Genomic DNA, 14,654 nt, shown 5'->3' with positions numbered 1-14,654 from the left:
TGCCTTACTCCATCATCTTCTCAATAGGAAGAACCAGAATTGAGCTTGCACCCAGTTCCTTCAGCTGTTCCATCTCTTCCCAGAACAGGTTCTCTGTACTAACAAGGTGTACAGCCACACGGTTTTTCTCAGCAGAAAGAGGTAGTACTGTCGGATCTTCAGCACCAGGAAGCAAAGCTTTAATCTGCTCCAGCTTCTCTGTTGGCGCGTGCAGCATAATGTACTTGGATTCTTTGGCCTGAATCACACCCTGCATACGGGTTAGCAGCTTATTGATCAGAGCCTGCTTATCATCAGCAAATTCACCAGCGCGCTGAATCAACGTAGCTTTAGAGCGGAAAATGACTTCTACTTCTTTCAGACCATTCGCTTCCAGTGTCGCACCGGTTGAAACCAGATCCGCAATGGCGTCAGCAAGACCTGCACGAGGAGCAACTTCAACAGAGCCAGTCAGCATACAAGTGCTGAAGTCCACACCCTGCTCATCCATATACGCTTTCAGAAGGTGCGGGTAAGTCGTCGCAATACGCATACCAGCCAGATCCTGAGGACCGTTATAAGTATCATCTTTATTAATCGCGATAGACAGACGGCAGCCACCAAAGTCCAGACGACGCAGCGTTACAAATTCATTAGGCTCGTTCTGTACCACACGGTCAAGACGAACTTCTTCCAGCTCGTTCTCACCAATAAAACCTAAGTCAACCACACCATCCATTACCAGTCCCGGGATATCGTCATCACGAACCAGCAACAAGTCAATCGGCATGTTTTCAGAGTGAACAACCAGACGCTCACCCATAAGATTATATTTCACACCGCATTTTTTCAGCAGTTGCTGACATTCTTTACTTAAACGGCCTTTTTTCTGGATTGCAATTCTTAGTCGTTGTGTTGGCATTACGTATTCCCTGTTCTTATACCTATTTCGAATTATCTCGAAGCAAGCGTGAGTTAGCAAAAATTGTTAGTTATAAGATTAAAGCTCTAAAACTGAAAAAACCCCCGGAAGTGTTAGCTCCCGAGGGTTCAAATCTTATTGCGTTTGACTCAACCTCCGGGAGTGTGTCTCCCGGGTATGCGTACATCTCCCGAAAGACTACTCAGGATGATGGTGATGATGAATGTTCATTACAAAATTACGCATAATTTGTCAGCTCCGTTATTATGAAGTCACAGTAACCAAGCTGAGGTCATTTTTCAATAGCTAATCTTAAATTTTTTTAAATAAAAAAGGATGAGGGAAAAAGGAATAAGGCGTTAGCCCGTTCAATGCACGGAAAACAGAAACGTATCGCAGTTTACTGCACTTGTAACGCCACCGGAACAGATTGATCCCTTTATCCTCAAAGCGAAGCGACCTTCATCCTCTAACCCATTGAAACCTAACTTAAGCCTCTTGCAGTTCTGCTGTATCTGCTTTTGACATCATCGACATAACGAAACAGACGCATACAAAAGCAGCAGTAGACGCTGCGAAGGACAACATGACTGATGCCGTCATCCCCAGAACCACAAAACCAACGCAGGAAACCAAAGCAACTGCAAGTGCATATGGCAACTGAGTGGCAACATGATCTATATGATTGCATCGCGCTCCCGTTGAAGAGAGGATGGTTGTATCAGAAATCGGTGAGCAATGATCACCAAAAACAGAACCCGCTAATACTGCACCCAGCATAGGCAACATCAGCGCCAGATCGGTAGCACCAGCCATATCACCAGCGATAGGCAGCATAATCCCGAAAGTACCCCATGAGGTTCCGGTTGCAAACGCCATCGCTCCTGAAAGCAGGAACAGAATAACCGGCAGCCATTGAGGGTTAATATTACCCTGAACCAGAGAAGATAAATAAGCCCCGGTCTTCATATCGCCAATCACCGAGCCGATCGACCAGGCAAAAATAAGGATAAGGATCGCGCCAGACATCGACTTAGCACCAATCCACAAAGTATTTAAAATATCAGAGAAAGGCAGCCCCTGCTTAAAAACTGTCAGCAATGAAACGACTAAACCAACCAGACCACCGTAGACCAGTGACATGCCTACATCGGTATTTTCAAATGCACCTAACACATTAAATTCAACACCGTCAGAAGCTAAAGCCTGCCCACCGGTATAAAGCATAAAAGCAATAGTGGCGATAATTAATGTCACAATAGGCAGAATAAGGTCAGATACTTTGCCCTTACTACTTTGAGTTATATCTAATTCCTCATGAACACCGTTGTCTCTGCCTGACTTAGCAGACTTACCGCATGCTGCATTAATTTCGCTGTCACGCATCGGACCAATATCCAGATTAAACCAGGTAACCGCAAATACCATTAATAACGCAAAGACTGCATAGTAATTCATAGGAACCAGACGCAGATAAGCGCCTAACGCTGAATATTCACTAATACCATGTGCAACCAAAATACCACTAATAATTGTCATAATATAAGCCCCCCAGCTAGAGGCCGGCATTAATACGCACATAGGTGCGGCTGTAGAATCCAGAATATACGCCAGTTTCGCCCGGGACACATTAAAGCGATCCGTTACTGGCCGGGAAATAGAACCCACAGCAAGACTATTAAAGTAATCATCAACAAAAATAAATACGCCAAGAAACGCAGCCAGCAGCTTAGCGCCTTTTCCACTTTTTATACGCTGATATGCCCAGTCGGCAAACGCACTGGTACCACCAGATAACGTTAGTAGCGCGGTCATCATTCCTAGCAAAACCAGGAAAGCAACAATACTCATATTCCAGCTGTTAATTCCACCATCTTCAATAAATACACTTTTGACGGTGGTACCAATATAAACGGCTGCGTTTCCGGCAGAATAATCAGTAAGCAGGAGTGAGCCAAGAATAATACCCACCCCAAGAGACAAAAGGACCCGACGGCTAATAATAGCCAGCCCCAATGCCACAATAGGCGGTAATAAGGAAAGTGGTGATAATGCAAAATCGACTAAATTCATGATCTTCAAAAACCAATTGGTCAGGTATGCCGTAGCATATCCTGGAGATCTACTGCAGTTTTCTGCACTTAACGGCAGATATTAATAGTATAGAAAGGAGAGCGGATGCTTCTCCCTGCCTACAGTAGCGCTCCATAGTTTTAAACACACTATGCCCGGATACAGTAATAACCGGAACATAAACTATGGCAGTGTTGTACCTGTTCGACACAACCCCAGCAAACGGCGTTGATATACACGCTTACTTCGGCAACCACTCCTTTCACCATCACTCATTGGCATCACCCCAATGACGGCTACTGATAGTACCTGCGCCTCTACCTCAGATAAAATCACTTACTATGCGATAAATAGCACTAGAAAAAGCGACTAACCTGAATAAGGTTCGCTTATTCTACTGATCTTATCCATCATTGCAACATAACTCACCACCAATTTGAGTACACTTAGACTTACATCCTGTACCAGGCTGCCAAATAAGTGTCTGCGTCATGTGAATTTTTTTGAACTATACCCCTAAATTTAAGTCATTACATGAAAACTAAATAACACCATAGATCGCATAAGGTTTTTATTAAGATGTATCCAATTACAAATATTAATTGGTCTTGACTGCAATATTTTACTTAATTTAGTTCTTTTTAGGATTTAAGCCTTTACAATATAATTTTTTAAAATAGAATTAGAAATACAGATAACGATTATTGTTTATTGCTACTCACTAGTACTCCTTATTAGTGTCGAATTAAACCAGATGGGATTGAATCATGTCAGAATTGACCAAAACTCTACTAAATATTCGCAGCTTACGTGCTTTCGCTCGAGAATTAACAATGGAGCAACTAGAAGAAGCACTTGATAAATTCACGACAGTTGTAAACGAACGTCGTGAAACTTTTGAAGAAGAGCAAGCTGCTCTTGCTGAGCGTGAAGCTAAATTATCAGAATACGCACAAATGATTGCAAAAGACGGCATCGATGTTCAGGATCTGATTGAAGCTTTATCCGGTGAATCTAAAACGAAGACACGTAAAAAACGCGCTCCTCGTCCGGCAAAATATAAATATATTGATACAAATGGTGAAGAAAAAACCTGGACTGGTCAAGGTCGTACGCCATCAGCGATTCAGACTGAGCTAGACAACGGTAAATCACTGGACGACTTCTTAATCTAAATTAAGTCGTAAGGCGAATATTTTAAAAGTAAAAAGCGCTCAAATGAGCGCTTTTTTATTCTTTACAAGAAAAACATTCAGAAGACCTACATTAGCGTTCCCAATATGCTTCTTCCAGACTATCTTCTCGCTCAGGTAATCCCCGGGACAGACGAGGAGAGTGCTGAACCAGAACTTCATAGCTAGCGCGATTAGCATATTTACACACCTGAGAAAAAGAAGAATAAGTTAAAAAGTCATGCTGATGTTTGCTGGAATTCGGCACATTTTCTTTATGATAACGGTTAGCCGCCATATCATGCAGCAAAGCAGAAAGTGCAGCATCTCCGGCCCCATTAGTATTCTTTATTTTCTCAGGCCCTCCCATATAAGGGGCAATATGTGAATATACCTTTATTGGGTTAAGGCAGGTATTTTTGCTGGCAGGACGACTGAATTCAAACTGGTTAAATTCGGCAATAGCGCCCGGCAATAGCGGCAGAGAGGTTTCCCTCTTCGATTCTTCTTCGGTATATCCGGCCATAAACAGCCCTACCGGCCCGGCTGTACACAGCACTAAATCGACCCAGTCCAGAGCCTTACTGGAGGCTAAAAGCGGGTCACGTTCCCCGGTCAGGGCTTCTGCTTCATCTTCGTTCATTGCCACCACAGAAACGTGCTGAGAAAGGAAATCAACCCAGAACTCGGGGTTATCCTGAATCACAAACTTAGTTCCCAACGTCAAAACCACAGGTACATCGTATTTCTTCGCGTATTCAATCGCTTTTAATGTCGCTTCAGGCATAGGATCACCGTCTTTACAGCGCACCAGATAAGCACTCAGCACCAGTGCAGACGCCGTTTTAAAGATATTTTCTTCAATGCTGTCCGGGTGCAGTTGGTTCATCTGACCTTCACTGATAGCAAACGTACGTTCGCCGTCTTCGCTAATTAACGCGAAGCAACGCCCAATAGCACCACACACGCCTTGTAAATAGTTCAGATCCACCCGGCTAGAGGTGTTACATAAATAGCGGTATCCGTAACTACCAATTCGAATATCCTGACTCATGACACCAAGAAGCGTAGATTTATCATCAGCCAGTACAGAATAATTGTGTAGGGTATTCCCTATTGTTCCCCCGGCAAATTCGTTGCTGATTAAGTCCTGATCTTTAAGTTCCTGATACAGTTTCTCCGCAGTATCATCATCAATAACCAGCGAATGCCCCTTACTTAATCCAAAGCGGCTAATAATTTCATCGGGAACACGGGCTTCAATATCCACCAGAGTCTGATCAATGCCAATAATATGAGTACGTGCCATTTTTTTCCGGCTTTGTACCGGACTGACCAAAGGATCACGCTCATGAACAGGAAAATAGTGTTTGGATTTACGCTGACCAGGAAATTTCATACCAATTATTCTGCTAGGAAGGAAAAAGCGGATTTTACCGTGAGTAATATAAGGGGGCAATATGCGGAAAAATAGCAAACGGTTGCGGGAGTTAAATAAGATACTAGAAACTAGATCGCTACGCTTTCAGAAGCTATAAGATCAAATTCTGTCCACTTGGAATATACAGAAAAGACTGGTTATCCCTGAGCAGACAGAAATCCTAAACTTTCAGACTGGAGACAAGCTTTTTAAGCACGGGCTATTCTGAGCTGAGGTATGCATTCCCACGCTGGAGCATGGGAACGAGGCGAATACCCAAGATCGATCAATCCTGGTCAATCATCCAGATACGGAAGGCTTTACGCTCATCTTTAGACGCTTTGGTATACCACAGTTTTAACTGTGTTACAGGATCACCGGTAATTTCAACTTCACCCGAATCAGAAACGCTGACAACCGCTTCGGTTACATTCGTTGCACCAGAAGACGTTAAAACAATACCCTTTTCTTTATTATGGGCTCGAATGGCTTTTTCGATATTGGCGTATGGCATAAAGCCATCGGCAAGAAGTTCTTCTGGATAAACCACTTCAGAAATGCCGTTATGCTCCAGAGTCCAGCCAGCTTTATTGTTATCAAAGGCGGCTTCAGCGGCTTTATAAGTGCGGAAATTTTTATGGTCCAGCGAATATTCATCAGAATCCGCCTTGACATCCAGGTTCAGAACCAGTGGCTTGGATACATACAACTCATTCGTTGAGCCATCACGTAGCTCCTCAGAATAACGAATAATCACCTGCTGCCTACCGGGTTTCAGGCTTGCCAATACATCCTTGCTATCCTGCTCAACACCATTGAGAGCCAGAAAATCCACACTATAAGGTAAGTCCAGTGATGCGGCATGAGTAAAAGAGGCAACCGACGTCAGTGCCAGCAAGACAAATTTAGTTATTCTCATCTTTGTTCCTTACTTAAATCAAAAAAGCCACCATACGGTGGCTTTTCACTATAACTGAATTAAATTCAAATTAGAATTTAACAGTTACACCAGCAGCGTAACCCATGTCGACGTTATCCAGGTCTGAATCCTGAACTTCGAAGAATGCAGTTGCGTTTTTAGCCAGAGAGTAGCTTACGTTTGCGTAGTATTCTACGTAATCTTGGTCAGCAACTTCATCGTCCATATCAACCAGACCGAAGTTGAAGCCAACTTTGTCCATTGAGTATTCGATGTTTGCACCGAATGCAGTTACATCAGCACTTTCTTGCTCTGCAGTTGTGTAAACAGCTGATAGAGTGATGTCTTCAAGAGAGTAAGAACCTTTAACACCGATGAAGTCAGAGTCTGCACCAGTAGTTAGTTCACCAGTTGAATATGTAACGCTTACATCTGCAGCATCAAAACGAACACCAGCGTTCAGGTCATACTGAACTTCAGTATCAACACCATTGTCTAGGCCGTCAGCGTTGCTAGTTGTAGCAAATGCGCCGTAGAATGCTTCACCAGAATCGTAATCAACGCGGATTACTTGGCTACCGTCTGCAGCAAGAGCTACTTTATCTTCCGCTGTTTTCAGGCCGAATGCGAAATCGTTAGATAGACCGAAATCATCAACAAGGTTTACCTGGTCACCAACTTTTACAGTTGTGCCATCAGCTTTGAAACCTACAGTCAGATCGTCAAGAGCTAGGGCAGAAGCGTCTTCACCGTTGTTATCTTCAATAGTACCTTCGCCAGAAACATCCATGTTAGCGATGATAGCCATATTTTCGTTGATAGCAGATTCAAAGTTGATACCGAAGTCTGCGTCATCAATTACGATTGCTGCTTCTTTGTCAGCGCCTTCTGCTTTTTCATAATGAACTGCGAAGTCACCGTATAGGTCAACCATTACGCCATCGTTGTCATAAACTGTTGCTGCGTTAACAGAACCAGCTGCTACTAGTACTGATAGAGCGATTAGAGTCTTTTTCATAATAATCCACTGCCTTTTCTTAGAAAGATGGGAAATCCTTTTCGGTTCCCTTTTTTTTGTTTTATTGATGATGACAAATCACTTAATTATTGAATTGCCACCGCCACTAAATTTCGGAATCTAGATTGCAAAAGTTTCCGATGCATGTCAAACATCTAAATAAATAAATGCAAAAAAACATAAACCCATAAAAAACAATATGTTAGCATATTTCTTCTGTTTTTAGCGCGCATTTTTCACCTAAACAAGGTCACACTATGAAAGATTTATCACAAGACGTTTTAGAGTTTATCTCCAAAAAAAACACCACAGACAACATAAAGCAGCATAATTCTCCATAAATTCAATTATAATCAGATTAATGGTTTATTGAGATTTTCCTAATTGAAGATTTTTATAAACGTTCACTTTTTTTTTGTGATTTGAGTCAAATTTCATCTAAAAACAAACTTTTCAGCGGGAATTTATCGTTATTTTTTAACCAAAAGAAGTAAATTCAGCAGGTACTTAGGCATCAAAAAAGTTTAATGTTTTGGTAATAAAAATACACCAGGCATGTGATACCCACAGTACTTGTGACAGTGTTTGGTTCTATTCCCCCCTGTGCTACTATGCCTGCCGAATTCCACCCCAAATAAAAACGTGATGCTCAGTCCAAATATTCAAACCGCTATCCGTAGCAGCTATAAAAATTTGCATGACCAGCTGGATAATTTTGTTCCAAGACGGGCACAAAACTATTTAGTCGCTGAAATAGCGAAAACCCTGTCAGGGGAATACCATAAAAAGAACAGAATGATGGTTGCAGAAGCCGGAACCGGAATCGGAAAATCACTCGCTTATTTAATAGGTACTATCCCTTTTGCGGTGCTGAATAACCGAAAAGTGGTTATTTCTACTGCAACCGTTGCGTTGCAGGAACAACTACTGAACAAAGACCTGCCATTATTTAACCGCCTTTGTGAGCTTCCCTTCTCTTTTATTCTGGCAAAAGGACGAGGCCGTTACTGTTGCGCAGAAAAATTAGCCACTGCCTGTGGGGCTGATGGTGGTCAGCTGGCTATGTTTGAAACTAAGCCGAAAAAGAAAGACATCGAACTTTTAGAAACCATGCACCGTTCACTGGCGCAGGGAAAATGGGACGGCGATCGGGATTCCTGGCCCAAGCCTATTAGTAATGAGATTTGGAACAGTATCGTCAGCGACAAACACAGCTGTAATAACAGCCTTCCGGCGCACAGAGGCTGTCCGTTCCAAAAAGCCCGTTCTGAAATCAGCAAAAACGACATTATTATCGCTAACCACAGCCTGGTCATGGCGGATCTCGACCTTGGCGGTGGTGTCATTCTGCCTGAACCGGAAAATACCATCTATATTTTTGATGAAGCCCACCACCTTCCATCTGTCGCCCGGGAACATGCATCCGCATCAGCCAGCTTAAAAGGTGCAGCCGGGTGGCTGGAATCACTGAACAAGAATATCAGCAGAATCGCCAGCCTGACGGATGAAAAACGGGTTAATCGTTTTCAGAACGAACTGCAGGACAGTATCCAGCAACTGATACCGGCACTGAACCAATTGAGTAAACAGTTTGATCCTGTGCAGTTTGTAGAAAAAGTTTACCGTTTTGAACACGGCGATCTGCCGGAGTGGCTGGAACGGGAGTCGGTTGATCTGAAAAAATTGTCCGAAAAAGGCTGTCAGGCTCTGAGTAAAATCGCCGATCTGATAGCAGAACGACTGAAAGATGGGGAGCTGTCTAAAAACCTAGCAGAACCTGCGCTGGCGGAAACCGGCTTTTTTATCCAGAGGCTGGAGAATCTGGTTAAGGTCTGGTCATTAATGGCTGAACCAAAGCGGGAGAAAGGTGCCCCTCTGGCTCGCTGGCTGGAAATTAATCCGGAACGGGAGGACGATTTTATCGTCAGCGTGTCACCTTTAGAAATAGGCTGGCAGTTGGATCAGCAGCTCTGGAGTAAATGCTGCGGTGCCGTACTCACCTCGGCAACCCTCCGGGCCCTTAATTCATTCAGCTTCTTTTGTCGTCAGACGGGTATCAGTGACAAGACTGAAGAAGGTACTCAGTTTCTGGCGCTGGCTTCCCCTTTTGATTACCAGAATCAGGCTGAACTGGTGATTCCGGCAATGAAGTACGAGCCTCAGGCCCCGGAATTTACCAATTCTCTGATTGAGCTATTGCCGACACTCATTAAAGACAAACAAGCTAATTTAGTGTTATTTGCCTCTTATTGGCAGATGAACAAAGTCGCAGAGGCCTTATCGGCACAGTTTATTAAGCAGGGTTATGCGCTACAGGTACAGGGTGAAGCCTCTCGTACGGAAATTCTGAACCAACATAAGACCCTCATTCAGTGTGCTAAAACCAGTATCTTGTTTGGTACCGGCAGTTTTTCGGAAGGGTTAGACCTGCCGGGAGAGCTGCTGGAGAACCTGATTATTACCAAGATCCCGTTTGCCGTTCCTACTTCTCCGGTTGAACAGGCCCATGCAGAATATATCACTGAAAAAGGGGGCAACCCGTTTATGCAGATAGCCGTACCGGAAGCCAGTAAAAAACTGATTCAGTCGGTTGGAAGACTGCTGCGCAAAGAGCGGGATTCTGGTAGAGTCGTCATCCTCGATCGGCGGCTGGTCACAAAACGATATGGCAAAGCACTGCTGGATTCTCTGCCGCCGTTTAAAAGGGTTATTGAATACTAGAGACTAGAAGAGAATACAGGAATAGAAGGGAAAAGGAAGAAGGATTGAGGCGTTAGCCCGTTCAGTTTCCTGTGAAAACCGTAATACGGCAGTTCCCTGCATTAATCCAAATGATATGGGCGAAACTGTTTAACCCCCATAGCCCTTAAAGCGTAGCGGCCTTGATCCTTTTCGATTTTATAGTCTCAGGATTTTTACTTTACATAATAACAACCACAGCCTCGGAAACACTATGGAATTTATTGAACCAACCATGTTGGTTATTCTCGGTCTGGTGGCCTTTACTGCCGGTTTTATTGATGCCATTGCTGGCGGCGGCGGTATGCTTACCGTCCCTGCCCTGCTCTCTTTGGGGCTACCTCCACACATCGTACTGGGTACCAATAAACTGGCAGCCAGTTTTGGCTCATCCACTGCAGCATTTACTTATTATCGTAAGCGGCTCTTTAATCCTGAGCTGTGGAAACAGTCGTTTATCGCCACCTTTATCGGTGCTGTGACCGGTACTCTGGTCGTCGACGCAATAAGTACCGAGTGGCTGGAAAAGGCGCTGCCTCTGATTGTCCTTGCCTCTGCCGCCTATTCTATATGGCATAAAATGCCGGACTCTGAAGGCAACGTTTTACCTAAGCCGGGAAAATGTCTGTACAAAAAACAGTGGGGGCAAGGTTTTACTATCGGCTTTTATGACGGTGTCGCCGGCCCCGGAACCGGCGCTTTCTGGGCAGTCAGCAGCATGGCGCTTTACCGGATAAACATTTTGCTCGCCTCCGGGTTATCCAAGGCGATGAACTTTGTCAGCAACTTTACCTCACTGGTTACCTTTGCGTTTCTCGGGCATATCAACTGGGTCCTCGGGTTAACCATGGGTGTTTGTATGATGCTGGGTGCCTATGCCGGTGCACATTCGGCAATCCGTTTCGGCGCAAAGTTTATTCGTCCGGTTTTTGTTACCATGGTTAGTGTACTGGCGATTAAGCTGGCTTATGAAGCCTGGTTTTAAATAGCCAATGGTCATCAAACAGGTTAAACAATGACACCTTCATTTACTCAGTTGGAAGACAAGCTGGAACAGCTGTCTCTGCAGGCTGCACAAACGGATCGACAACGCGGAGAGCATTACCAGCCTCTGTTTGACGAAAGGCTGTTCCACTGCCTTTCTCGTCTGCTGACTCCTTGCGTGGAAGAAGCGAAAAACACCTATAAAACGATCGTGAGAGAAAATGAAAGCGGCCTTTTAACCGCACAAAGAGCGGAGTATCTTACCGAGCAATTATTGGCTCAGATAAGCGCCATTCAAAGGGAAATCTCCACTCAGTCCATACGTAAAACCGAGATTAAGCACTCCAGCCACTATCGAAAACCTATCAACCTTCTGTATCAGGATCTGGCTCAGCATCAGGAATGGGAAAGCCGCCTGATGGATATGGTGAGGGAAAAGGAGCGCACGCTGGCTTCCGCTCCACATTTTCAACAACAGGAAGCACAGAAAGCACTTATTGTGACAGAGCAAAGACTGGAACGTTGCCGGGCAGCCAAACTAAAGCTGGAAAAACAGATCACTTTCAGAGAAAGACACCAATGACAGACAAACCGACCCAACCACTGGAAAACGCGCCTGACGATATTAAGCTGGCTGTAGATTTAATCTATCTGCTGGAAACCAACGACGTTGATCCACAAGTCGCACTGAACGCACTGGAAATGGTAAAGCAGGATTTAGAAAGGAAATTAGGGACAAAAGGATAACGGGAAGGGTTAAGGGGGTTAAACCGTTTATAGTTTAGAACGGTTTAACCCTTCGACCTCGAAGCGAAGCCACCGAATCCTTGTCTATATTTTAGCGATTCTTCAATGCCGCAATACGCTTATCCAGTGGCGGGTGGCTCATCAGCAACTCCATCATGGTTCTTTTACCATTGATCCCAAACGCCATCATAGAGCCTTCCAACTGCGGCTCGTAGCTGATTTTAAGACGCTCAAGGGCAGCAATCATTTTCTGTTTACCAACCAGACTGGCTGCTCCTGCATCGGCGTAGTATTCACGACGACGGCTGTACCACATAGTAATAAAGCTTGCCAGGAAACCCAGAACCAGCTCCAGGAACATAGAAATAGCAAAGTACGCCATCATGCTGGTACCCCCGCCTTCTTCCTCGTCTCGGGAAGCCAGAATATTGGCGAAAAAGCGCGACAAGAAGATCACAAATGTGTTCACTACCCCTTGCAGCAGGGTCATTGTCACCATATCACCATTAGCAATGTGGCTGATTTCGTGCGCCAGTACCGCTTCAGCTTCATCCCGGGTCATGTTGTGTAACAGCCCGCTGGATACGGCCACCAGTGCATCATCACGCTTAGCTCCCGTCGCAAAGGCATTCATATCCGGTGCGTTATAAATCGCGACACTCGGCATACCTATACCACTTTTCTGAGCCTGACGACGAACCGTTTCCAGCAGCCAGTGTTCGGTTTCATTTCTCGGGCTTTCAATAACCTGACCACCAACGGAGGCCAGTGCCATTTTTTTCGAAAGCAGCAATGAAATAAAAGAGCCACCAAAGCCGAACAATGCCGCCATCACCAGCAGACCATTCAGGCTACCGGGCTGCAGACCTGTCGTTGCATATAGAATATTTAAAACAATACTCAGCACAAAAACAACGGCTAAGTTTGTCGCTAAAAAGAGCATTACTCGTTTCATAATTATTTTTCCTCCAGAACGCTGTACCTTTAACATATAGGCAAAGGCTTAGAAAACAAGAGGGCTATAACAATTTGAAACAATTATCGATAATAGCTCTGAATGGAATAGTAAGATCTCATTCCCTGCTCCTGATTGAGAACGAGGGACTCGGAATATGTGATAACTTTAGCTAGGTATGCATTCCCACGCAGGAGCGTGGGAACGATGGAAGATTAATAGAATGACAGCGATGTGGTTTCCGCCTCGATTACCCATTCACAATCGGTGAAATATCAATATATTTACCGACATCACGCCTTTTAACGCTTGGGACGTATGGGATTTCACCCAGTTTTGGTGCGGAAATTCGTTGTTCGAGAGTAGTAATAATATCAGCGTAATGTTCTGTACCCGGATTGATTCGGTTCGCGACCCAACCAACCAGTTCCAGCCCGTCGTTCTTAATCGCCTCAGCCGTCAGTAATGCGTGACTTAAACAGCCAAGTTTAATTCCGACCACTAATACAACTGGTAATTTTTCCTGCTGAACCCAGGTAGACAAGCTGTCGGTGTCTGACACTGGCACTCGCCAGCCACCGGCACCTTCCACAAGCACAACGTCTGCATTTTGTTTATGGGTAGCTAACTTCTCACTTAATACCAAATAATCAATCTCTACGCCTTCACCTCTGGCGGCGATATGAGGAGATGTGGGTTCAAACAGCGCATAAGGATTAACCTCTGAATAAGGTACCTCCTGATTTGCCGCCTGCTGAAGATGAAGTGCGTCTGAGTTTCTGATGCCTTCTTCTGTTTCTTTAGAACCAGCGGCAACTGGTTTATATCCGATAGTTGTCAGCCCTTTGGCATCCAGAGCCTGCAAAATTGCCTTTGATACAACGGTCTTACCAACTTCTGTATCCGTACCAGCAATAAAAAACGCCTTAATCATAATTCGATTGCCCCTAAACAAACCTGATAAGTGGCGGGTAATAACCCTTTTTTATTTTTAAAGCACTGATACTCATGCTCAACCTTCAGTAAGGCGCGTCGTCCCGTCAGGCCATGTGAGCGCCCACTGACGTGGTTTGCCCCTATGCCTTTGAGATCACGCATCAGGTCGAAAGATGATGAGTACCAGAGTTTGATCGGGCGTAAGTCTAAATGATGCTGTTCATTGCCAGATTGCGCTAACGCAATTTTTATCTCCTTACGGGTAAGGAATTGATTAACGTGTTGATGTGTATCAATTTTTGCCCATGCCTGTTTAAGCTCGACCAGAGAACCATCCATAAGGGTGGAAAAAAAGATCTTTCCTCCACCTCGGGTGACTCTTTTCAGCTCTTTTAACGGCACAGCGAGATCCTCACACCATTGCAGAGCCAGGCTGGAAAAAACAAAGTCAAAACTATCATCGGAAAACGGCAGATTTTCAGCATCCGCCTGCTGATAATTTACCACTTTATCCTTACACCGGGCTTCTGCCTGCTTAAGCATGTCACAAGACAGATCCGCCGCCGTCACTATCGCGCCCCTCTCAGCCAGAAGCCGGGAAAAATACCCTGTACCACAACCAATATCCAACACCTTATAGCCAGACAGATCCTGCGGCATTGATACCAACAGCATGTTACCGACATCACGCTGAAACTGAGCATGCTGGTCATAGTGTTGTGCTGCCCGGCCAAATGCCTCGGCAATGGCGGTTTTTTCGTCCGCAAGACTGGAATGATGTGTCACCACC

The 14,654-nt window shown here is 44.7% G+C and carries 13 protein-coding genes, 1 riboswitch and 1 other annotated feature; of the genes, 5 read left to right on the top strand and 8 right to left on the bottom strand.

Annotated elements, in window-relative coordinates; all coding sequences use genetic code 11:
* Positions 1 to 4: 4 nt before the first annotated feature.
* Positions 5 to 901 carry an ATP phosphoribosyltransferase gene (gene hisG, locus DI392_RS06880; protein ID WP_109319169.1) on the bottom strand — a complete coding sequence of 299 codons (897 nt, stop codon included), beginning with the start codon at positions 899 to 901 and terminating at the stop codon, positions 5 to 7.
* 92 nt (positions 902 to 993) lie between these two features.
* Positions 994 to 1,124 (bottom strand) — a sequence feature (His leader region).
* Positions 1,125 to 1,390: 266 nt separating this feature from the next.
* Entirely contained in the window at positions 1,391 to 2,974 is a 1,584-nt protein-coding gene (locus DI392_RS06875) for a Na+/H+ antiporter NhaC family protein (RefSeq protein ID WP_109319168.1), read from the bottom strand.
* A 117-nt stretch (positions 2,975 to 3,091) separates the two neighbouring features.
* Positions 3,092 to 3,302: riboswitch (Lysine riboswitch) on the bottom strand.
* 439 nt (positions 3,303 to 3,741) lie between these two features.
* On the opposite strand from DI392_RS06875, the gene DI392_RS06870 reads away from it, so the two are divergent.
* Positions 3,742 to 4,149 (top strand): H-NS family histone-like protein, encoded by a 408-nt coding sequence (locus tag DI392_RS06870; RefSeq protein ID WP_109319167.1) that lies wholly within the window; start codon positions 3,742 to 3,744, stop codon positions 4,147 to 4,149.
* 91 nt (positions 4,150 to 4,240) lie between these two features.
* On the opposite strand, the gene DI392_RS06865 is transcribed toward DI392_RS06870, so the two are convergent.
* From DI392_RS06865 to DI392_RS06855, 3 genes are all read right to left on the bottom strand, one after another.
* Positions 4,241 to 5,545 carry an inosine/guanosine kinase gene (locus DI392_RS06865; protein ID WP_109319166.1) on the bottom strand — a complete coding sequence of 435 codons (1,305 nt, stop codon included), beginning with the start codon at positions 5,543 to 5,545 and terminating at the stop codon, positions 4,241 to 4,243.
* Positions 5,546 to 5,852: 307 nt separating this feature from the next.
* The gene (locus tag DI392_RS06860) at positions 5,853 to 6,485 is read right to left on the bottom strand and encodes a YccT family protein (protein WP_109319165.1); all 633 of its coding nucleotides are present in this window, start codon (positions 6,483 to 6,485) and stop codon (positions 5,853 to 5,855) included.
* A 70-nt stretch (positions 6,486 to 6,555) separates the two neighbouring features.
* A complete protein-coding gene (locus DI392_RS06855; RefSeq protein ID WP_109319164.1) occupies positions 6,556 to 7,503 on the bottom strand; it encodes a porin in 948 nt (315 codons plus the stop codon).
* A gap of 645 nt (positions 7,504 to 8,148) precedes the next feature.
* Here DI392_RS06855 and dinG point away from each other — a divergent pair.
* The 4 genes from dinG (at position 8,149) to rsmS (ending at position 11,973) form a co-directional block, all read left to right on the top strand.
* Positions 8,149 to 10,224: an ATP-dependent DNA helicase DinG gene (gene dinG / locus DI392_RS06850; protein ID WP_109319163.1), complete on the top strand. Its 2,076-nt coding sequence runs from the start codon at positions 8,149 to 8,151 to the stop codon at positions 10,222 to 10,224.
* Positions 10,225 to 10,456: 232 nt separating this feature from the next.
* Positions 10,457 to 11,227 carry a sulfite exporter TauE/SafE family protein gene (locus DI392_RS06845; protein WP_109319162.1) on the top strand — a complete coding sequence of 257 codons (771 nt, stop codon included), beginning with the start codon at positions 10,457 to 10,459 and terminating at the stop codon, positions 11,225 to 11,227.
* A gap of 30 nt (positions 11,228 to 11,257) precedes the next feature.
* Entirely contained in the window at positions 11,258 to 11,809 is a 552-nt protein-coding gene (gene priC, locus DI392_RS06840) for a primosomal replication protein PriC (RefSeq protein ID WP_109319161.1), read from the top strand.
* Positions 11,806 to 11,973 carry a pleiotropic regulatory protein RsmS gene (gene rsmS, locus DI392_RS06835; protein ID WP_109319160.1) on the top strand — a complete coding sequence of 56 codons (168 nt, stop codon included), beginning with the start codon at positions 11,806 to 11,808 and terminating at the stop codon, positions 11,971 to 11,973. The genes priC and rsmS overlap by 4 nt, the downstream gene beginning before the upstream one ends.
* Before the next feature lie 91 nt (positions 11,974 to 12,064).
* Here rsmS and htpX read toward each other — a convergent pair whose 3' ends face one another.
* From htpX to bioC, 3 genes are all read right to left on the bottom strand, one after another.
* Positions 12,065 to 12,928: a protease HtpX gene (gene htpX, locus DI392_RS06830; RefSeq protein ID WP_109319159.1), complete on the bottom strand. Its 864-nt coding sequence runs from the start codon at positions 12,926 to 12,928 to the stop codon at positions 12,065 to 12,067.
* A gap of 250 nt (positions 12,929 to 13,178) precedes the next feature.
* Positions 13,179 to 13,862 carry a dethiobiotin synthase gene (gene bioD / locus DI392_RS06825; RefSeq protein ID WP_109319158.1) on the bottom strand — a complete coding sequence of 228 codons (684 nt, stop codon included), beginning with the start codon at positions 13,860 to 13,862 and terminating at the stop codon, positions 13,179 to 13,181.
* A complete protein-coding gene (gene bioC / locus DI392_RS06820) occupies positions 13,859 to 14,653 on the bottom strand; it encodes a malonyl-ACP O-methyltransferase BioC (protein ID WP_181388389.1) in 795 nt (264 codons plus the stop codon). Before bioC ends, bioD begins: the two co-directional genes overlap by 4 nt.
* Position 14,654: the final 1 nt, after the last annotated feature.

Origin of the sequence: Vibrio albus (assembly GCF_003144035.1) — a bacterium.
GTDB lineage: Bacteria > Pseudomonadota > Gammaproteobacteria > Enterobacterales > Vibrionaceae > Vibrio > Vibrio albus.
This window is presented reverse-complemented; position numbering and strand designations above follow the sequence as displayed.

Excerpts from the sequence above, each read along its gene's own strand:
- hisG (WP_109319169.1), bottom strand. The coding sequence starts at position 901 with ATGCCAACACAACGACTAAGAATTGCAATCCAGAAAAAAGGCCGTTTA.
- DI392_RS06875 (WP_109319168.1), bottom strand. The coding sequence starts at position 2,974 with ATGAATTTAGTCGATTTTGCATTATCACCACTTTCCTTATTACCGCCT.
- DI392_RS06870 (WP_109319167.1), top strand. The coding sequence starts at position 3,742 with ATGTCAGAATTGACCAAAACTCTACTAAATATTCGCAGCTTACGTGCT.
- DI392_RS06865 (WP_109319166.1), bottom strand. The coding sequence starts at position 5,545 with ATGAAATTTCCTGGTCAGCGTAAATCCAAACACTATTTTCCTGTTCAT.
- DI392_RS06860 (WP_109319165.1), bottom strand. The coding sequence starts at position 6,485 with ATGAGAATAACTAAATTTGTCTTGCTGGCACTGACGTCGGTTGCCTCT.
- DI392_RS06855 (WP_109319164.1), bottom strand. The coding sequence starts at position 7,503 with ATGAAAAAGACTCTAATCGCTCTATCAGTACTAGTAGCAGCTGGTTCT.
- dinG (WP_109319163.1), top strand. The coding sequence starts at position 8,149 with ATGCTCAGTCCAAATATTCAAACCGCTATCCGTAGCAGCTATAAAAAT.
- DI392_RS06845 (WP_109319162.1), top strand. The coding sequence starts at position 10,457 with ATGGAATTTATTGAACCAACCATGTTGGTTATTCTCGGTCTGGTGGCC.
- priC (WP_109319161.1), top strand. The coding sequence starts at position 11,258 with ATGACACCTTCATTTACTCAGTTGGAAGACAAGCTGGAACAGCTGTCT.
- rsmS (WP_109319160.1), top strand. The coding sequence starts at position 11,806 with ATGACAGACAAACCGACCCAACCACTGGAAAACGCGCCTGACGATATT.
- htpX (WP_109319159.1), bottom strand. The coding sequence starts at position 12,928 with ATGAAACGAGTAATGCTCTTTTTAGCGACAAACTTAGCCGTTGTTTTT.
- bioD (WP_109319158.1), bottom strand. The coding sequence starts at position 13,862 with ATGATTAAGGCGTTTTTTATTGCTGGTACGGATACAGAAGTTGGTAAG.